19 protein-coding genes and 1 pseudogene are annotated in these 17,337 nt (G+C 71.5%); 10 read left to right on the plus strand and 10 right to left on the minus strand.

Features of this window, described 5'->3' with window-relative positions; translation table 11 throughout:
- Positions 1-57 precede the first annotated feature (57 nt).
- The 6 genes from ABD658_RS04730 to ABD658_RS04755 form a co-directional block, all read right to left on the minus strand.
- Positions 58-465 carry a hypothetical protein gene (locus tag ABD658_RS04730; protein WP_344684605.1) on the minus strand — a complete coding sequence of 136 codons (408 nt, stop codon included), beginning with the start codon at positions 463-465 and terminating at the stop codon, positions 58-60.
- A gap of 119 nt (positions 466-584) precedes the next feature.
- Positions 585-839, minus strand: a complete 255-nt coding sequence (locus ABD658_RS04735; RefSeq protein ID WP_344684607.1) for a hypothetical protein — start codon at positions 837-839, stop codon at positions 585-587.
- Positions 840-921: 82 nt separating this feature from the next.
- A complete protein-coding gene (locus ABD658_RS04740; RefSeq protein ID WP_344684609.1) occupies positions 922-2,097 on the minus strand; it encodes a S8 family serine peptidase in 1,176 nt (391 codons plus the stop codon).
- A gap of 96 nt (positions 2,098-2,193) precedes the next feature.
- Entirely contained in the window at positions 2,194-2,901 is a 708-nt protein-coding gene (locus ABD658_RS04745; RefSeq protein WP_344743985.1) for a pyroglutamyl-peptidase I, read from the minus strand.
- 19 nt (positions 2,902-2,920) lie between these two features.
- A complete protein-coding gene (locus ABD658_RS04750; protein ID WP_344684615.1) occupies positions 2,921-3,985 on the minus strand; it encodes a LacI family DNA-binding transcriptional regulator in 1,065 nt (354 codons plus the stop codon).
- Positions 3,986-4,073: 88 nt separating this feature from the next.
- Positions 4,074-4,427, minus strand: coding sequence for a hypothetical protein (locus tag ABD658_RS04755; RefSeq protein WP_344684617.1), 354 nt, complete (start codon positions 4,425-4,427; stop codon positions 4,074-4,076).
- Positions 4,428-4,732: 305 nt separating this feature from the next.
- Between ABD658_RS04755 and ABD658_RS04760 the strand changes: the two genes are divergently transcribed.
- The gene (locus tag ABD658_RS04760) at positions 4,733-5,956 is read left to right on the plus strand and encodes an NAD(P)-dependent malic enzyme (RefSeq protein ID WP_344684619.1); all 1,224 of its coding nucleotides are present in this window, start codon (positions 4,733-4,735) and stop codon (positions 5,954-5,956) included.
- Positions 5,957-5,998: 42 nt separating this feature from the next.
- On the opposite strand, the gene ABD658_RS04765 is transcribed toward ABD658_RS04760, so the two are convergent.
- Positions 5,999-6,871, minus strand: coding sequence for an IclR family transcriptional regulator domain-containing protein (locus ABD658_RS04765; RefSeq protein WP_083277497.1), 873 nt, complete (start codon positions 6,869-6,871; stop codon positions 5,999-6,001).
- A 217-nt stretch (positions 6,872-7,088) separates the two neighbouring features.
- On the opposite strand from ABD658_RS04765, the pseudogene ABD658_RS04770 reads away from it, so the two are divergent.
- From ABD658_RS04770 to ABD658_RS04810, 9 genes and pseudogenes are all read left to right on the plus strand, one after another.
- A pseudogene (locus tag ABD658_RS04770) lies at positions 7,089-8,009 on the plus strand (ABC transporter substrate-binding protein).
- Between the two features lie 175 nt (positions 8,010-8,184).
- On the plus strand, positions 8,185-8,775 hold the full coding sequence (locus tag ABD658_RS04775; protein WP_344684622.1) for an ABC transporter permease: 591 nt from the start codon (positions 8,185-8,187) through the stop codon (positions 8,773-8,775).
- Positions 8,772-9,635, plus strand: coding sequence for an ABC transporter permease (locus tag ABD658_RS04780; RefSeq protein ID WP_344684624.1), 864 nt, complete (start codon positions 8,772-8,774; stop codon positions 9,633-9,635). Before ABD658_RS04775 ends, ABD658_RS04780 begins: the two co-directional genes overlap by 4 nt.
- Positions 9,635-10,477, plus strand: coding sequence for an ABC transporter ATP-binding protein (locus ABD658_RS04785; RefSeq protein WP_344684626.1), 843 nt, complete (start codon positions 9,635-9,637; stop codon positions 10,475-10,477). The genes ABD658_RS04780 and ABD658_RS04785 overlap by 1 nt, the downstream gene beginning before the upstream one ends.
- Positions 10,477-11,160, plus strand: coding sequence for an MFS transporter (locus tag ABD658_RS04790; RefSeq protein ID WP_344684628.1), 684 nt, complete (start codon positions 10,477-10,479; stop codon positions 11,158-11,160). The genes ABD658_RS04785 and ABD658_RS04790 overlap by 1 nt, the downstream gene beginning before the upstream one ends.
- The gene (locus tag ABD658_RS04795) at positions 11,087-11,629 is read left to right on the plus strand and encodes an MFS transporter (RefSeq protein ID WP_344684630.1); all 543 of its coding nucleotides are present in this window, start codon (positions 11,087-11,089) and stop codon (positions 11,627-11,629) included. Before ABD658_RS04790 ends, ABD658_RS04795 begins: the two co-directional genes overlap by 74 nt.
- A gap of 225 nt (positions 11,630-11,854) precedes the next feature.
- Positions 11,855-13,063 (plus strand): thiolase family protein, encoded by a 1,209-nt coding sequence (locus ABD658_RS04800; protein WP_344684877.1) that lies wholly within the window; start codon positions 11,855-11,857, stop codon positions 13,061-13,063.
- A 35-nt stretch (positions 13,064-13,098) separates the two neighbouring features.
- Positions 13,099-13,794 (plus strand): 3-oxoacid CoA-transferase subunit A, encoded by a 696-nt coding sequence (locus ABD658_RS04805; RefSeq protein ID WP_344743990.1) that lies wholly within the window; start codon positions 13,099-13,101, stop codon positions 13,792-13,794.
- Positions 13,791-14,477, plus strand: coding sequence for a 3-oxoacid CoA-transferase subunit B (locus ABD658_RS04810; protein ID WP_344684632.1), 687 nt, complete (start codon positions 13,791-13,793; stop codon positions 14,475-14,477). Before ABD658_RS04805 ends, ABD658_RS04810 begins: the two co-directional genes overlap by 4 nt.
- Positions 14,478-14,589: 112 nt before the next feature.
- On the opposite strand, the gene pcaC is transcribed toward ABD658_RS04810, so the two are convergent.
- The 3 genes from pcaC to ABD658_RS04825 all read right to left on the minus strand — a co-directional run bounded on the left by pcaC (position 14,590) and on the right by ABD658_RS04825 (position 17,332).
- Positions 14,590-15,006 (minus strand): 4-carboxymuconolactone decarboxylase, encoded by a 417-nt coding sequence (gene pcaC, locus ABD658_RS04815; RefSeq protein ID WP_344684634.1) that lies wholly within the window; start codon positions 15,004-15,006, stop codon positions 14,590-14,592.
- Positions 14,999-15,835, minus strand: a complete 837-nt coding sequence (locus tag ABD658_RS04820) for an alpha/beta fold hydrolase (protein ID WP_344684636.1) — start codon at positions 15,833-15,835, stop codon at positions 14,999-15,001. Before ABD658_RS04820 ends, pcaC begins: the two co-directional genes overlap by 8 nt.
- A 78-nt stretch (positions 15,836-15,913) precedes the next feature.
- Complete coding sequence (locus ABD658_RS04825) at positions 15,914-17,332, minus strand: lyase family protein (RefSeq protein WP_344684638.1); 1,419 nt, start codon at positions 17,330-17,332, stop codon at positions 15,914-15,916.
- Positions 17,333-17,337 lie beyond the last annotated feature (5 nt).

Genomic DNA, 17,337 nt, shown 5'->3' on the forward strand with positions numbered 1-17,337 from the left:
CCTCCCCGATGCTGCCGAGGCGCGCAGCGAGGTGTCGGCCGACCGCGGCCGACCGGATCAGAGGGCTCCGAGGATCTTGTCCAGGAAGAGGAAGCCGACCAGGCCGTAGACCGCACCGATCCACAGGGCGTGGGTGAGGCTGCGCCAGAACTGGCCGGTGGCGATCAGTAGGCCGAAGGCCCAGGGGACGCAGGCCAGCGCATAGCCGCCCACCAGGAACCACAGGCCGGTGAACTCCCGCAACGCGAGCATGTACACCCCGACGCCGATGGTCCAGAGCATCGTGAACTCGAACAGCAGCGCGGCGATCACCACGGCGGTCACGACGGCCCACAGGTAGCGGCCCCAGGGTCGCCGCGGGCGTCGGGCGGATGCAGGCGGCCGAGAGGATCCCGGGGCCCGCCCCGCCGTGCGCGCGGAGCTCCGGGACGGCGGCGGGCTCGGACGCTTCTTTCGGGTGCTCACGGCAGTCCACTGTAGCGCGCAGGGGTGACAGCGGAGCTCAGGGGACAGGCCGGTGTGGCCGGCCCCTCATCGCCCGCGCGTGCATCTCCCGGGATCACATGGCCTGGGCTCAACCCTGGTCACTGCACCTCGGCGTCGGGAGGGCTGATCCGGTGCTCCTGTTCGCGGTCCACCGAGACCACCCCGTCCACGGAGCGCAGAGCCTCCAGCTGCTCCTCCGTGGCGCGGCCATGGACCATCCCCAGCGACGTCAGCACACGGTTGACTTGCAGGCCAGCGGCCTGCAGCTCCGCGACGACCTCGTCGAGCCGCGCGGTCCGTTCCTCGTCCACCGTGACGATCCAGCCGACAGGGCGCTCTCCGGGGGAGGTCATGCCGCCAGGGTAACGTCGCGCCGGCGTCGGCGGACAGCCCTGCCCTCCGGCGGCACCAGCGGGCGGGCCCTCCCGGGACGTCTCACTGCTGCTCCTCAGCGGGCGGGGCCAGCGAGAGCCCCGAGCCCACATCCACCGAGGGCAGCTCCAGACGGGCCGCCTCCTGGACGATCTCCGCCCACAGCTCCCGGGCCCGGAAACCGGTGGCCTCCGCCAGCAGGGCTGCCACCCCGGAGACATGCGGTGTGGCCATGGACGTGCCGCTGATGACCCGGTGCCGCTGGTTGCCGGTCCAGGCGGAGAGCACGTCCACTCCCGGGCCTGCCACGTCCACCTGACCGCCCCGACCCGGAAGAGTCCTTGCGGAGAAGTCCGCAATGCCCAGCTGCGAGTCCAGGGCCCCCACCGCCATCACGTACGGGCTGTTCGCGGGGGCACCCACGAAGCCGTTCTCCCCGGAGCTGCGCCGGGCGTTGTTGCCCGCAGCCGCGATGATCAGCGACCCCTGCTCCAGGGCCCGGCGTCCGGCGGCCACATACGGAGGGTGGACCTCCGGCACGTCGGCCCCCAGCGACATGGAGATCACGGCGCACTCCTGCTGCAGCGCCCAGTCGATGCCGGAGAGGATGGAGGTGTCCGAGCCGGAGCCGTCGTCGCCGAGCACCTTGCCCGCGAAGAGCTCCGCCTCCGGCGCCACCCCGTAGCCAGGGCCGTCCTCGCGGCTGCGCGGACCGCCCACCGTCCCCAGGCAGTGAGTCCCATGACCATGACCGTCCTGGGCGGTCTCCCCGTCGATGAAGGACTCGGCGACGATCCCGCGCCCGGCGAGCTCCGGATGCTCCAGGTCCACCCCGGTGTCCAGGACTGCGACGCGCACACCGGCGCCGGTGTACCCGGACTCCAGAGCGCGGACGGCCTGCAGGCCCCACGTGAGCTCCTCGGTGTCCGTGAAGGAGTCCGGCAGCTCCGCCGGTCGGGCGGCCGGGGCGGCGTCCAGCACGCGGTAGATCCGCTCCGGCAGGACATGGACCGGGCGGCGCTCGGCCTGGCAGCGACTGCGCAGCGCGTTCAGGTGGTCGGAGTCGGCGTCCACCACGGCGACGCCGAGCCGAGAGAAATAGGTCTCGGTGGAGAATCCCTCGGTGCTCAGCAGCCCCGGGGCAGAGTCCTCTCGGACCTGGGGATCGGCGGAGTCGAAGACGACGACGAAGCGGCCGGGCCGCGTGGTGGTGGTCAGCGTGTGCTCGGGAGTATGCATGGGGGTGCCTCCTGCCTGATCAGCGCCGGGTCTCGACGCCTGTTCCCAGGGTAGGGGTCACGACTGACACGCACCGAGAGGGCGTGGCTGTGTCGCTCAGTGCAGGGCGCCGCCCGGGACGCTGGAATCGGCGCCGCCGCGCAACGTCTCCGCCAGCAGAAGCTCCACAGCCTCCACGGCCTGGGCCAAGCTCACCGGTGACTGCGGATCACGCAGGTCCGGCACATGGACGAAGCCCCCGGGAACGTCGAGGCCGCGGGCGGAGAGGTCATGCAGCAGGGCGTAGAGCACGTCGTTGCACACGAAGCTTCCGGCGCTCAGGGACAGGTGCACGGGGATCCCGGCCTCGCGGATCCGGGCCAGGGCGGCCTTGAGCCGCAGGGTGGAGAACAGCGCTCCCTCGCCGGAGGCGACCACGGGCTCGTCGGCCGGCTGGGCGCCGTCGTTGTCCGGGATGCGGGCGTCGCGTAGGTTCACGCCCACCCGCTCCAGCCGGACCGCCTCCGTGCCGGCGGCCAGCCCCAGGGCGACGACGGCGGCAGGGGTGCGCCCCTCGGCGACGGCGGCGTCCACGGCGTCGGCGAGCAGGCCCGCGGCCCGGCCGAAGGCCACCGGCAGGCGCAGTGCGCGGACCTCCAGGCCGGGGATGTCAGTCGGGCCGGTCGGGCTGGTCGGGCCGGTGGGGTCGAGGGAGCCGGCGGCCCGTTCGGCCACGGCCGTCGCCACATCCCAGGAGGGGTTGTGCGCCATTCCGCCGAAGGGCTCGAAGCCGGTGAGGAGCACCAGGGGTGCGGCAGAGCTCATGAGGAGCGGATCCTGCGGGTCAGGCGGATTCGCGCGCGACGACGTGGGCGCGGCCCAGCATCCAGACCTCATCGACCGAGGCCTGCTCCGCGGCGGGGGTGCGACGGCGCGGGTCGTCGTCGACGGCGGCGATGACGGCGTCGGCGATCAGTGTGGCGATCACGGACTGGTCCCACTGGACCGTGGTCAGCCGGGGACGGGACCACTCCGCCAGGGAGACGTCGTCGTAGCCGACGACCGCGATCTCCTCCGGGCAGGCGATGCCCTCGTCCATCAGGGTGGCCAGCAGCATGAACGCGACCGTGTCCGAGAAGGCGCACAGTGCGGTCACCCCGGCCTCCCGGGCCTGACGCACCACCTCGCCCACGTCGGATCCGTCGGCGGCGACCTCGGCCGACAGGGTCAGCTCGACCCCGGCGTCCTGGGCGACCTTCTGTGCGGTGGAGGCCCGGAACTCGGAGATCTCATGAGCCACCGGATTCGCGGTGCCCACGTATCCGATGCGCGTGTGTCCGGCGGCGGCGAGATGCTCCACCTGGGCCGCCACGCCGGCGTCGCGCGCGTTCTCCGGCAGCTGGGTGGCGGGCATCAGGGCGGTGCCGTAGGCGACGTCGTCGTCGATCCACTCCGGCAGGGCCCCGAAGAGCGGGAAGATCATCTGCGGGGCGAGGTCCTGGACCAGCGCGGTCAGCGAGGCGTGGTCGGTGGACTCGAAGTGCACGGCCATGGAATAGCCGCGGCGGCTCAGCTCGGCGGTGAGCATGCCGATCAGTGCGGTGGCCGGCTCGCCGAGCTGCGTCTTCGGCACCACGCAGACCAGGTTGGTGGACTTCCCCGAGGCCAGCGACTTGGCGTTCCGGTTGGGGTGGTACCCGAGCTCCTCAGCGGCGTTGAGCACTGCCCGCCGGGTCTCCTCGGAGATCGTCTGGCCCGGGGTGTTGTTGAGCACGAAGCTCACGGTCGCGCGGGACACGTTGGCGCGCGCGGCCACATCGGCGCCGGTGGGCCGACGGGGGCGGGTCGGGCTGGCAGCTCCGGCGGTGCTGGAGCCGCCGGGGGCGCGGAGAGAGTCTGAGGCAGGCATCGTGATCAACGTAGCAGAGCGGTGGCCGGTTCCCGAGGAGCTTCGACGCCGTGGGAAACATGCATTGTTCTGGGTGAGCGGGCGCAGGTCATCCGAGCACCAGGATCAGCACGCCGATGGCCAGCACCGTGAAGGTCGCGCCGGTCCACAGCCCGTGCAGCAGCCCCCGGCGCACGCTGCCGGTGCCGGCCGCGACCGCCGCGGCCGCCGGCAGGCAGGCCAGCACGAAGCCGCCCAACAGCCACCCCATCCAGGGAACGGCGACGCCGTAGCTCGCCAGGGCCATGAACAGCAGCTGGAAGACCGGCCAGCCGACGAGCAGAGTCAGCACCACGCCCACGACGACGGCGAAGATTCGACGACGCCGGGCGATCCGGGCGGCATCGCCGTCGAGCTCCGCGGCCGTGGGGCGGTGCCGCCGGTGCTCAGGGGAGGTGGTCATGGGGCGAAGGGTAGACGTGCGGCGGTGACGAGCACCAGGCCACACGCCCACGGAGGCCACGACGAGGCGACTCGGGAGTCCACCTGATGGGACGGATGTCACGGGGAGGCGCATCGGTGCCGTACCCTGGCCTGCACGGTCTAAAGAAAGTACTGACCACTGCGACGGTGCGAGCGCCGATGACCTCGGCGTGCACGGCAGCGCACGGCCGGAGCGCACGATCCACCCGACGACGTGTGGAGCTCCCGCGGGATCCGCGATGCGCCGTGCCGACCTGATCAGACACTTTCCAGGAGTCATCACTGATGTCCACCATCGACACGACCGCGCCCATCACCGACGATGAGGTCTTCGCCTCCCATGCCGGCGGCAAGCTCACCGTCGAGTCCACCATGCCGCTGGACTCGAAGCGGGCGCTGTCCATCGCCTACACCCCCGGGGTCGCCCAGGTCTCCCGCGCGATCCGGGACGACCCCGCCAGGCACGCCACCCACACCTGGGCCTCTCGGCTGGTGGTGGTGCTCTCCGACGGCACTGCGGTGCTCGGCCTCGGAGACATCGGCGCGGCGGCCTCCCTGCCTGTCATGGAGGGCAAGTCTGCGCTGTTCCGTGAGTTCGGCGGACTGAACTCGATCCCGCTGGTCATCGACACCACCGACGTGGACGAGATCGTCGAGACCATGGTGCGGCTGCGGCCCAGCTTCGGAGCGGTGAACCTCGAGGACGTGGTCGCCCCGCGCTGCTTCGAGCTGGAGCAGCGCCTCATCGAGGCTCTCGACTGCCCTGTCATGCATGACGACCAGCACGGCACCGCCGTGGTGGTGCTCGCCGCGCTGACCAATGCCACCCGGCTGACCGGGCGCCGCTTCGCCGACACGCGTGTGGTGATCGCCGGCGCGGGCGCGGCCGGCATCGCCGTGGCGGACATCCTGCTGGAGGCCGGCGTCGGGGACATCATCCTCACCGACTCCCAGGGGACCATCCACCGGGACCGCGACGACCTCAACGTTGTCAAGGCGCGTGTGGCGGCACAGACCAACCGGGAGAACATCATCGGTGGGGTGACCGAGGCGCTGGAGGGTGCTGACGTGTTCATCGGCGTGTCCTCCTCCCAGGTGCCGGAGGAGGCGGTCGCCGCCATGAACGACGACGCGATCGTCTTCGCCCTGTCCAACCCGGACCCGGAGATCATGCCGGAGGTCGCGGCCCGCCACGCCGCCGTCGTCGCGACAGGGCGTTCCGACTTCCCGAACCAGATCAACAACGTCCTGGCCTTCCCCGGCATCTTCCGCGGGGCCCTCGACGCCGGCGCCCGCCGGATCACCCCGGCGATGAAGGTCGCCGCGGCCACCGCCATCGCCGACATCGTGGGGGAGGAGCTCAGCGCGGAGTACATCGTGCCCTCACCGCTGGACGAGCGCGTCGCCGCCGGAGTGGCCGCCGCCGTGATCGCCGCCGCGCACCAGGACGGGGTCACGGAGGGGGTCGCGGACGGGGTCACGGACGGGGTCGCGGACGGGGCTGTGTGACCGGGGACGTGTGACCGGGGAGGTGTGACCGGGGCGCGCTGGTCAGCCCTGGACGGGGCGGCCGGTGCTCCGCTCCCAGGCGGCCACCGAGCGGCCTGCCTCCTCTGCGGCGCGTCGCAGGGGAGGCAGGACGCGGTCGCGCGTCTGCTCCGGTGTCTCGAGCCCTGCGGAGACGGAGACGTTGATCGCGGCGACCACGCCGCGGTCGGGATGCTCCACCGGTGCTGAGACTGACCGCAGCCCTGTCTCCAGCTCCTGGTCCACCAGTGTCCAGCCCTGATCGACGGCGGACTCGATGATCGCCAGGAGCTCGTCGACCCCGGTCCGGGTGACCGGGGTCAGCGCGGGTCGGTCCGCCGTCTCCAGGAGCCGACGGCGCTCCGCGGGGTCGAGGCCGCCCAGCAGCACCCTGCCCATGGAGGTGGCGAAGGCCGGGAGGCGGGTGCCGATGTCGAGGTCCATGCGCATGATGCGCCGGGTGTGGGCCCGGGCGATGTAGACGACCTCGTCGCCCACCAGCACCGAGGCGGAGCAGGATTCGTTGAGCTCCGCGGCCAGGGAGCGCAGCAGCGGCTGGAGCACCTCGTGCAGCCCGTTTCCCGACCAGAATCCGACGCCCAGGCTGAGCACCTTCGGCGTGAGCACGAAGAGCCGCCCGTCGGTGCTCGCGTAGTCCAGGTGGACCAGCGTCTTGAGCATGCGCCGGGCCGCGGCCCGGGAGAGCCCGGTGCGCCGGGCGACGTCGGAGAGCGTCATCGGGTCCTCGGCCTCGGCGAAGGACTCGAGCACCTTGAGCCCGTTGGCCAGTGACCTGACGAACTCCTCCTTGTCCGGGGCTTCCGAGGAAGGCGGGGTCTCCTGCGGCGCATCGGTGCGCTGGGTGGACGCGCCGTTCGCTGTGCGGTGGTCTTCCATGCGACGAGCCTATACCGCCCGGTCAGCGACGCGACGGCACATGCGCCTTTTGACGTGATCCGCATCACAGCGGTGTAATGTGCCTATAGCGAACTGTTGTTCGCTCTGGGTACGCCCTGAGGGGCCCTCACGGGCCAGGGGGCCCAGCCGTTCACCGCGAGGAGTCCCCATGCGACGCACCCTGACTGCCGGAGGAGCCGTCACCGCCCTGGCTCTGATGACCGCATGCGGCGGGGGTGACGCCGCAGACGACGACGGCCCGGGCTCCGAGGGCGAACTCACCGAGATCACGGTGGGCGTGATGCCGATCGTGGACACCGCCGCCATCTGGCTGGGCGTCGAGGAGGGCATCTTCGAGGACCATGGCCTCGACGTCACGCTGGAGGTGGCCCAGGGCGGTGCGGCCATCGCCCCCGCCGTCGTCAGCGGCGACTACGACTTCGGCTTCTCCAACACCGTCTCCCTGTTCATCGCCGCCGACCGCGACCTGCCGCTGACACTGCTCACCCCTGGGGCGGCCACCACCGGGGACACCACCGAGGACATCGGCGCCGTGCTCACCATGCCGGAGACCGGGATCGAGACACCGGCCGACCTCGAGGGCCGCTCCGTGGCCGTCAACACGCTGAACAACATCGGCGACGTCACCATCAGCGAGGTCGTGGCCCAGGACGGCGGCGATCCCACGGACATCAGCTTCGTGGAGATGGGCTTCCCGGACATGCCTGCCGCCGTGGCCTCCGGGGAGGTCGACGCCGCCTGGATCCTCGAGCCGTTCTCCAGCATCGCCCAGGAGCAGGGTGCTTAGGTGGTGACCTACAACTTCGCCGAGACCGACGAGAACCTGCTCATCGCCGGATACTTCACCGATGAGCCCTTCGCCCAGCAGGAGCCGGAGGTCGTCGACGCCTTCACGGCCGCCATGACGGAGTCCCTCGAACACGCCCAGCAGAACCCCGACGAGGCCCGCGCCATCCTGAGCACCTACACCGAGATCGACGACGAGATCCTCGAGCGCATGGTCATGCCGGAGTTCCCCGCGGAGATCGACCGCGAGTCGCTCCAGCATCTGGCCGACCTCGCTCATGAGCACGGGCTCATCGGAGACGAGCTCGACGTCGCCGAGATCATCCGCTGACACCTGCCGCTGACATCCGCCGCTGACGTCCACGACCGGAGGACCACCACCATGACGACTCGGACGGCCGCGCCGCCGTCGACGACGACGCCTGCCGCCCTTCTCTGAGATCGCCGCCGCGCTCGCCGACAGGATCACCACCGGGGAGTTCTGGACCGCCCTGGGCGACACCCTGGTGACCTGGGCGATCGGATTCTCCATCGCGCTGGTGGCCGGGATCGTGCTGGGCATGGTCATCGGCTCCGTAGGGATCCTGCGGGACGCCACGGCGTCGACCATCGAGTTCCTGCGGCCCATCCCCTCGGTGGCGCTCATCCCCTTGGCGGTGCTGATGCTGGGGACCGGTCGCCCCGGGACCCTGCTGCTGGTGGTCTATGCGACCTTCTGGCAGGTCCTGGTGCAGGTGCTCTACGGGGTTCAGGACGTCGATCCGGTCGCCCGCGATACGGCCCGCTCCTACCGCTTCCGCTTCCTGACCACCGCGCGGACCGTGGTCTGGCCGACCACCCTGCCCTTCGCGATGACCGGATTCCGGCTCGGGGCCACTGTGGCGCTGATCCTCACCATCACCGGGGAGCTCATCATCGGCACCCCCGGGCTCGGACGTCTGCTGGCCGTGGCCCAGCAGTCCGGCCAGGTCTCCTCCATGTACGCCCTGGTCATCGTCACCGGACTGATCGGGGTCCTGGTCAACCTCGGCGCCCGCGCCGTGGAGCGCCGCGTCCTGCACTGGCACTCCTCCGTCCGACGGGAGACCGCGTCATGACCACCACACAGCCTGCGACCGCCCCCGCCCGCGCGACCGCCCCCGCCCCCGCCCGCGCGAGCGGCCTCGCCGCCCTGCGGCGGCTTCCGGTGTGGCGTCGCCTCCTGACGCTGCTGGCGCTGCCGCTGATCCTGGTGGTGATCTGGTGGGTCACCTCGGACCGGGCGGACAGCTTCTTCTACCCGCCGCTGCGCGACATCCTGGCGACCTTCGGACCCACCTGGTTCGAAGGGCGGCTGACCCCCGACGTCGTGCCCTCGCTGGGCCGGCTGCTGGCCGGCTACGCGCTGGCCATGGTGATCGGCGTCGGGCTCGGGACCGCCATCGGTCTCAGCTCCCGGCTGCGGGCCTTCCTGGAGCCGGTGCTGGAGTTCTTCCGCGCCATCCCGCCGCCGGTGATGGTCCCGATCCTCATGCTGTTCCTGGGCATCGGCACCGGCATGAAGGTCTTCGTCATCGCCGCAGGCGCCGTCTGGCCCATCCTGCTGAACACCGTCGAGGGTGTCCGCGGCGTCGACGAGGTGCTGCGGGACACCGCACGGACCTATCGGCTCGGGCGGCTGACCCAGCTGCGCACGCTCGTGCTGCGCGGGGCGACTCCGCAGATCGTCACCGGGGCTCGCCAAGCCTTGTCCATCGCGATCATCCTGATGGTCATCTCCGAGATGTTCGCCGCCCACAACGGCCTGGGCTTCACCATCGTGCAGTTCCAGCGGTCCTTCGCCATGCCGGAGATGTGGACCGGCATCATCCTGCTCGGCCTGGTCGGCGTCGTCCTGTCCGTGCTCTTCCGCATCATCGAAAGGCCCGTGCTCTTCTGGTACCACGGCCAGCGCCAGTCCCACAGGGGAGGAAACTGATGTCCCACTCAGCTCATCGACCGCCGACGGGATCTCCCATGCTGGAGGTCCGGGGCCTCCAGAAGGTCTACCGGTCCGCGTCCGGGGACACCGAGGCGATACGCGACCTGACCTTCGACGCCACGGCGGGGGAGATCGTGTGCATCGTGGGGCCCTCGGGCGCGGGGAAGACCACGCTGCTGCGGTGCATCTCCGGGCTGCTGGCCCCGACCTCAGGAACGGTGACGCTGGAGGGTCACGACGTCTCCGGCCCCCCGCGCGGCATGGCCGTGGTGTTCCAGGAGTACGCGCGCTCCCTGTTCCCGTGGCTGACCGTCGCGCAGAACGTGGAGCTGCCCCTGAAGGAGAAGGGGCTGAAGAAGTCTGATCGGGCCCGGCTGGTCCAGGACTCTCTGGAGGCGGTGGGGCTGGGTGACGTCACGGACTCCTACCCGTGGCAGCTCTCCGGCGGCATGCAGCAGCGCGTGGCCATCGCCCGCGCCGCCGCCTATGAGCCGCACATCCTGCTGATGGACGAGCCCTTCGCGGCCGTGGACGCCCAGACGCGCGCCGATCTGGAGGATCTGGTGCGGGACCTGTGGCAGCGGCTCGGGATCACGCTGCTGTTCGTCACCCATGACATCGATGAGTCCATCTATCTGGGTCAGCGGGTGCTGGTGCTCTCCGCCCGGCCCACGGTGATCCTCGAGGACGTGGCCGTGGACCTCCCCGATGAGCGGGATCAACTGACCACGCGCAACGATCCCGAGTTCGGCCGTCTGCGCACGCATATCTATGACCTCGTCCAGCGGGCCAAGCAGGGGTATCGTCCCGACGAGGAGGCGGCGGAGAGCGCGGTGTGATGACCTCCGCGCCCCGTGGCGCCTCCGGCGGTCCGGCGGGCCCCGAGCGCCTGGGGCTGCTGGTGCTGGCGGTCATCCTGGTGGGGCTGACCCTGCGATCGCCGATCGTCGGAGTGCCCCCGGTGCTGGGCGCCATCGGTGCTGAGCTGGCCTTCAGCTCGACGACGGCGGCGCTGCTGACGTCGCTGCCCCTGCTGGCCTTCGCGCTGCTCTCCCCGGCGGTGCCGCAGCTGATGCGCCGCCTGGGGGTGGACCTGACTCTGCTGCTGTGCCTGGTGCTGCTGGGTGCGGCGATCCTGCTGCGGCCCTGGGTCGGTGCTGCGGGGCTGCTGCTCGGCACGCTGGCCGTCGGGGCGGCGATCACTATGGGCAACGTGGTGATCCCGGTGCTGGTGCGGCGCGACGCCCGGGAGAAGGTGCCGCAGGTGATGGCCGCATCCACCAGTGCCTACGGGCTGGGGCAGGCGGTGGCCGCCGGTGCCGCCGTCCCGGTGGCGGTGCTCGCCGGCTCCAGGGCCGATTCCGGGGCCGGGTGCTGGTGCTCGGGCGGAGGCGGGCGGCGCCGTCTGGCGAGAGCCGGGGGCCTGGTGGCTCGCGGTCTTCTTCGGGATGCAGTCCCTGCTGTTCTACACCGGCGCCACCTGGATGCCCGCGCAGCTGGTGGAGTCGGGCGGGCTCAGTGAGGCCACGGCCGGCACGGCCCTGTCGATCTTCCACGTGATCGGCATCGCCGGGACGCTGCTGGTGCCCTCGATGCTGCGCATCTCCGGGGACGCGCGGATCATCGGAGCGGGAATCGGGGCCGGCTGGTTCCTCTTCTTCGCCGGCCTGCAGACGGTCCCGGAGCTCGGGCCCCTCCTCATGGTGCTGGGAGGTCTCGTGCAGGGGGCGGGCATCGGGCTGTCCCTGACGCTGATCGCCATGCGCCCGGTGGACCTGACCTTCGGCAGGCAGCTCTCCGGCATGGTGCAGGGGGTCGGCTATGCGATCTCCGCGACCGGGCCCGTGCTGGTGGGGGTGATCCACGAGGCCACCCGGTCCGGGTGGTGGGGGACGGGGATGCTGCTGCTGTGCTCGTCAGTGATGGCGGCGGCCGCCTGGCAGGCCGGCAGGAGCACCCCGCTCGGGCCTGAGCCCTGCCCTGATGCATGACCCTGACGTCTGACCCTGTGACATATCGACTGGGGGATCTGGACACGGTTCTGCGGGTCGGCGGGCTATGAGGGTGGGGTGTCAGGACGGGGAGTGAGGGGCGGGGATGAGGGGTTGGCGCGGCGCAGCAGGCGGTCTACACTGGGTGCGAAAAGCGAACACACGTACGCATAGCGAACATCACCGATGGGGTGGACGCGGGCAGGAGCTCTCATGCAGGACGTCATGCAGGATGTCTTCGTCTACGACGGCGTGCGCACGCCCTTCGGCAAGGTCGGCGGTGCCTTGGCCGGGCAGCGCCCGGACGACCTGGCACAGCTGGTCATCAGTGCGCTGGTGGACCGCGCCCCGGAGCTCGATCCTGCCGCGGCCGGAGAGGTCGTAGGCGAGGTCATCCTGGGCAATGCCAACGGCGCGGGGGAGGAGAACCGCAATGTGGCCCGCATGGCGTGGCTGTTGGCGGGTCTCCCTGTGGAGGTGCCGGCCAGCACCGTCAATCGGCTGTGCGGCTCCTCGCTGGACGCGGCGATCGCCGGTGCCCGGCAGATCGCGCTGGGGGAGACCGACGTCGTGCTCACCTGCGGCGTGGAGTCCATGTCCCGGGCGCCGTGGGTGCTGCCCAAGACGGACCGGCCCTTTCCGCTGAAGAACCTCGAAGCCGTCAACACCACGCTGGGCTGGCGGCTGATCAATGAGCGGATGCCCGCCGAGTGGACCGTCTCCCTGGGGGAGGCCACCGAACGGCTGCGCGAACGCCACGGCATCAGCCGTGAACGGCAGGACGCCTTCGCCGTCGACTCCCACGCCCGGGCCGGTCAGGCCTGGGCGGAGGGCCGCTATACCGAGATGGTCGTCGAGGTCCCCGGCGTGGACCTTCCCCGGGACGAGACCATCCGCGACGGCGTGACTCCCGAGTCGCTGGCCGGGCTCAAGACGGTCTTCCGGCGCGACGACGGCACAGTGACCGCCGGCAACGCCTCACCCATGAACGACGGCGCCTCGGCGGCCTGGCTGGGCTCGGCCCGCGGCGGGGAGCTGCTGGGGCTCACCCCGCAGGCGCGCATGGCCGGATGGGGCACCGCCGCGAATGAACCGCAGTTCTTCGGCTATGCCCCGGTGGAGGCGGCGGATCGGGCACTGGCGCGGGCCGGGATCGACTGGGCCGACGTCGGCGCCGTGGAGCTCAACGAGGCCTTCGCCGCCCAGTCCCTGGCCTGCCTGGATGCTTGGGGCTTCGGAACGGCGCATGATCCGGCGATCGTCAATGCCTGGGGCGGCGCGATCGCCATCGGGCATCCGCTCGGCGCCTCCGGCACTCGGGTGCTGGCCACGTTGGCCCGGCGAATGCAGGCCGAGGGCGTCCGGTGGGGCGTGGCGGCGCTGTGCATCGGAGTGGGCCAGGGGATTGCTGTCGTGCTGGAGCGCGCGGACTGAGCTGTGCTGGAGAACGCTGACGGAGGAGGACGAGGATGATCATGATCGCGGAGGATGCCGCCGAGGCGGTGGGCCAGGTGCAGGACGGATCCACGGTGCTGCTGGGAGGGTTCGGCAACCCGGGGCAGCCCATGGAGCTGATCGACGCGCTGCTGGACTCCGGCGCAGGGGACCTGACCGTGGTGAACAACAACGCCGGACAGGCCGACGCGGGACTGGCGCTGCTCATCAAGGAGCGGCGTGTGGCGAAGATGATCTGCTCCTTTCCCCGGCAGTCGGACTCGTGGCACTTCGATGAGGCCTACCGGGCCGGGGAGATCCAGCTGGAGCTGGTCCCCCAGGGGAATCTGGCGGAACGGCTGCGGGCCGCCGGGGCCGGCATCGGGGGGTTCTTCACCCCCACCGGGTACGGCACCGTGCTGGCTGAGGGCAAGGAGACCCGCGTCATCGAGGGGCGCGGCTATGTGCTGGAGCAGCCGTTGCCCGGGGACATCGCGCTGATCAAGGCGCTGCGCGCCGACGAGGCCGGAAACCTGGTCTACCGGAAGACGGCCCGGAACTTCGGGCCGGTCATGGCCGCCGCCGCCGCCCACACTGTGGTCCAGGTGGATGAGGTCGTGCCGGTGGGCGGCATCGATCCCGAGCATGTGATCACCCCGGGCATCCACGTGGACACCGTCACCGTCATCCCGACCGCCTCCGGAGAGGCCGCCCTGAAGGAGATCGCATGACCGCGCAGCAGAGCACCGGTACCCAGCCCTCAGCCCGTCTGGGCCGGGACGACCTCGCCCGGCTGATCGCCTCCGACATCGCCCCGGGGTCCTATGTGAATCTCGGCATCGGGCAGCCCACTCTGGTCGCCGACTACCTGACCCCAGAGAGCGGGGTCACCCTGCACACCGAGAACGGGATGCTCGGCATGGGGGCGCAAGCTCACGGCGAGGATGTGGACCCCGATCTCATCAACGCCGGAAAGATCCCTGTCACCGAACTGCCTGGGGCCAGCTACTTCCACCACGCCGACTCCTTCGCCATGATGCGTGGCGGGCACTTGGACGTCTGTGTGCTCGGCGCCTTCCAGGTCTCCGCCGCAGGCGACCTGGCCAACTGGTCCACCGGGGCCCCGGAGGCGATCCCCGCCGTCGGCGGCGCCATGGACCTGGCCGCGGGCGCGAAGCAGGTCTTCGTGATGATGACGCTCTTCGCCAAGGACGGCTCGCCCAAGCTGGTGCCGGAGTGCACCTATCCGGTGACGGGGCTGGGCTGCGTGACCCGGGTGTACACGGACCACGGGGTGTTCCTGCTGGACCGCCGCTCGGACGGGAGCGTCCGGCTGGTCCTGCGCGAAGCGCGCGGTCTCAGCGTGAACGAGCTGCGGGAGCGGCTCGAGGTGCCCTTCGACGTCGCCGAATGAACCTGGGCGGCATCGAGTGGCGGGCGTCATCGAGTGGCCATGAACCCCGGCATCTCGACCCGATCTGCGGCGTGGCATCGGGCAGATGGCGGGATTCGTGGCCACTCGATGCTCAGTCCCCGCCGAGCTCCCCGCCGAGCTCCTCGGCGATGACCTGCTGGCCGATGCCGAAGGCGACGTTCGCCGCCGGCACGGAGCAGTAGATGGCCGCCTGGAGGAAGACCTCCTTGATCTCGTCGGCAGTCATGCCGTTGCGCAGGGCGGCGCGGATGTGCATCTCCAGCTCCTCCCAGTAGCCGCCGGCGATCATGGCGGTCAGCGTGATGGCTGAGCGTGTGGTGCGCGGCAGACCTGGGCGGGTCCAGATGCTGCCCCAGGCGTAGCGGGTGATCAGCTCCTGGAAGTCCTCGGTGAAGGCGTCCTTCTTCGCCTCGGCGCGGTCCACATGCGCATCCGAGAGCACCTCGCGGCGCACCTCCATGCCGGCGGCGTAGGGGTCTTCAGCGGGCGTGGGGCGGGGGTCAGTCATCGAGCAGCTCCTCCAGGAGTCGGGCCGTGGCCTCGGGGGCCTCGGCGGGGGCCAGGTGTGCGACGTCGGGCAGCGTCACCGCCCGCACCGGTACGGAGCCTGCCGCCGCGCCGTCGGCGATCACCGCGGCATCTGCCGGCGGACACACGGTGTCCTCGGCGCCGTTGATCACCAGCAGGGGACGGGTGAACCGGTCCAGACGGCCGGTGAGGTCATGGGTGCCCAGGGCGTGGCAGGCGTGGGCGTAGCTGTGGCGGTCGGCGTGCTGCAGGGACTGCAGCAGGGACGTGGCCACCCGGGGGTGCTCGGCCATGAACCCGGGGGCGAACCACCGCTGGGCCGAGCCCTCCACCATCGTGGGGGTCCCCGCCTGGGCCACGAGCTCGGCCCGCTCGGCCCAGCCCTCCGGGGTGCCGATCCGGGCGGCGGTGCAGATCGCGGCCAGCCGGTCGATGCGGGTCCCCGGCCGCTGGGCCAGGGTCAGCGTGGTGGCTCCACCGATGGACACCCCGGCGGCCAGCACCGGGGTCGACGACGGCACTCCGTGTTCGGCGACCACTCCCGCCAGGACCTCCTCCACGCCGTCGGCCAGGTCCTGGAGGGTGTACGGACCGTCGGAGGGCCGGCTCGCCCCGTGGCCCGGCAGATCCCAACCGATGACGACGAACTGTTCCTGCAGGTGAGGCACCGCGGGCCCCCAGAGCGCCGAGACGCTCGTGCCCAACGACGGGCCCACCAGCAGCAGCGGGCGCTCGCCGGAGGCCAGGTCCTCGATGCGGCTGGCAAGCAGGGTCGGGGTGAGGGTGAGGGTGCTGCGCGGATGCGTCATCGGGTCTCCCAGTGGTGGCCGGTTGGTCTGTGGTGTGTGTGCCGGGTGGTGCGATGCCGAGGCGTCGCGGCCTTGGCGTCAGGGGGAGAGCCCCGCCCGCAGCTCGGCGAACCGAGCCCGTGCGGCGTCGATCAGCTGCGCCGAGCGGCCCAGGTACCGGTGAGGGTCCAGCGTCTCGGTCAGCTCGCCGTCGCTGATCGTTTCGGCCGGGAGCTCCTCCCGCAGCCGGACGGTCAGGTCGACCTCCTCACGCGCAGCCTCCGCCAGCAGCGCCTTCAGCACGGCCGGTCCGCCCGGGTGAGCGTCGCCCAGTCGGGCCAGGAGTCGCTCGCCGAGCACCCCCGGGCCTGCGGCGTCCAGGTTCTGACGCATCGCCGCCGGGAACACCTGAAGGCCCTCGCACAGCTCTGCGGCCCGGGCGGCCGCGCCCCCGCTGAGGCGCAGCAGCTCGGTCAGGGCCGGCCATTCGGCGTGCCAGGCGCCGTCGGGGCGCTCGTCCACGGCGGCGCCGGCGGCCTGGTGGAGCGTGGCCAGATGTCCGGGTCCGGCCAGGGCGGCGGAGCGGATCAGCACCGAGAGCACCGGATTCTGCTTCTGCGGCATCGCGGAGGAGCCTCCGCGGCCTGGGGCGGAGGGCTCGCGCAGCTCTCCGATCTCCGGGCGCTGCAGGGTCAGCACGTCGGAGGCCAGAGTGCCCAGCGCGGCGAGGGCCTCGGCTGCGGCGGAGGCCGCCTGCAGCACCGGGCCACGGCGGGTGTGCCAGGGCATGGCCGGGAGCGCCAGGCCCAGCTTCTCGGCCAGCCGGGCGGTCAGCTCCTCGGCGCGGGCGGGGGAGCCGGCGAGCTCCACCAGCGCGGCCTGGGTTCCGACGGCCCCGCCCCACTGCAGGGGGGCGGCACCGGCGGCGACATGCAGGTTCTCGGCGGCGTCGCTGAGCGCGGCCAGCCATTGGGCGGCGCGGAGCCCGAAGACGGTGGGCAGCGCGGGCTGGGTCAGCGACCGGGCGACGGCGAGCGTCTCCCGGTGGGCGTCCGCCGTCCGGCTCAGCACCTCCCCGGTGCGAAGCAGATCCGTCACGACCTGGTCGATCACCCGACGCACCACCAGCATCAGGGCGGTGTCCAGCACGTCCTGGCTGGTGGCTCCGCGGTGCAGCGCGGCATCCGTGGCTCCGCGCTCGGCCAGCAGCCGGCGCACCTCGGCGAGCAGTGGGATCACCGGGTTGCCGCCGCCGGTGGCGGCCTCGGCCAGCACCGCCGGGTCCGGATGGGCTGCCATGTCCCGGCTCAGTTCCCGCAGTGCGTCCGCGCTCTGCGCCGGAGCGAGTTCCGCCTCGGCCAGCACCTCGCCCCAGGTCGCCTCCACCTCCAGCAGCGCGGCGACGACGGCGGCGTCGGAGGTCATCGACGCCGCGGCGGTCCCGGCCCAGGCTGGGTTCAGCAGGCCGTGCTGCCCGGTCGCGGGCCCAGCAGAGTGTTGGTGCAGGGGAGATGTCATGGACA

Source organism: Nesterenkonia aethiopica, assembly GCF_039534665.1.
Taxonomy (GTDB): Bacteria; Actinomycetota; Actinomycetes; order Actinomycetales; family Micrococcaceae; genus Nesterenkonia; species Nesterenkonia aethiopica.

What these genes read in the sequence shown, in the direction of transcription:
- ABD658_RS04740 (WP_344684609.1), bottom strand. Translation starts at nt 2,097, where the DNA reads ATGCATACTCCCGAGCACACGCTGACCACCACCACGCGGCCCGGCCGC.
- ABD658_RS04755 (WP_344684617.1), bottom strand. Translation starts at nt 4,427, where the DNA reads ATGACCACCTCCCCTGAGCACCGGCGGCACCGCCCCACGGCCGCGGAG.
- ABD658_RS04785 (WP_344684626.1), top strand. Translation starts at nt 9,635, where the DNA reads ATGTCCCACTCAGCTCATCGACCGCCGACGGGATCTCCCATGCTGGAG.
- ABD658_RS04820 (WP_344684636.1), bottom strand. Translation starts at nt 15,835, where the DNA reads ATGACGCATCCGCGCAGCACCCTCACCCTCACCCCGACCCTGCTTGCC.
- ABD658_RS04765 (WP_083277497.1), bottom strand. Translation starts at nt 6,871, where the DNA reads ATGGAAGACCACCGCACAGCGAACGGCGCGTCCACCCAGCGCACCGAT.
- ABD658_RS04750 (WP_344684615.1), bottom strand. Translation starts at nt 3,985, where the DNA reads ATGCCTGCCTCAGACTCTCTCCGCGCCCCCGGCGGCTCCAGCACCGCC.
- ABD658_RS04790 (WP_344684628.1), top strand. Translation starts at nt 10,477, where the DNA reads ATGACCTCCGCGCCCCGTGGCGCCTCCGGCGGTCCGGCGGGCCCCGAG.
- ABD658_RS04800 (WP_344684877.1), top strand. Translation starts at nt 11,855, where the DNA reads ATGCAGGATGTCTTCGTCTACGACGGCGTGCGCACGCCCTTCGGCAAG.
- ABD658_RS04825 (WP_344684638.1), bottom strand. Translation starts at nt 17,332, where the DNA reads ATGACATCTCCCCTGCACCAACACTCTGCTGGGCCCGCGACCGGGCAG.
- pcaC (WP_344684634.1), bottom strand. Translation starts at nt 15,006, where the DNA reads ATGACTGACCCCCGCCCCACGCCCGCTGAAGACCCCTACGCCGCCGGC.
- ABD658_RS04780 (WP_344684624.1), top strand. Translation starts at nt 8,772, where the DNA reads ATGACCACCACACAGCCTGCGACCGCCCCCGCCCGCGCGACCGCCCCC.
- ABD658_RS04810 (WP_344684632.1), top strand. Translation starts at nt 13,791, where the DNA reads ATGACCGCGCAGCAGAGCACCGGTACCCAGCCCTCAGCCCGTCTGGGC.
- ABD658_RS04795 (WP_344684630.1), top strand. Translation starts at nt 11,087, where the DNA reads ATGCAGTCCCTGCTGTTCTACACCGGCGCCACCTGGATGCCCGCGCAG.
- ABD658_RS04805 (WP_344743990.1), top strand. Translation starts at nt 13,099, where the DNA reads ATGATCATGATCGCGGAGGATGCCGCCGAGGCGGTGGGCCAGGTGCAG.
- ABD658_RS04760 (WP_344684619.1), top strand. Translation starts at nt 4,733, where the DNA reads ATGTCCACCATCGACACGACCGCGCCCATCACCGACGATGAGGTCTTC.
- ABD658_RS04735 (WP_344684607.1), bottom strand. Translation starts at nt 839, where the DNA reads ATGACCTCCCCCGGAGAGCGCCCTGTCGGCTGGATCGTCACGGTGGAC.
- ABD658_RS04745 (WP_344743985.1), bottom strand. Translation starts at nt 2,901, where the DNA reads ATGAGCTCTGCCGCACCCCTGGTGCTCCTCACCGGCTTCGAGCCCTTC.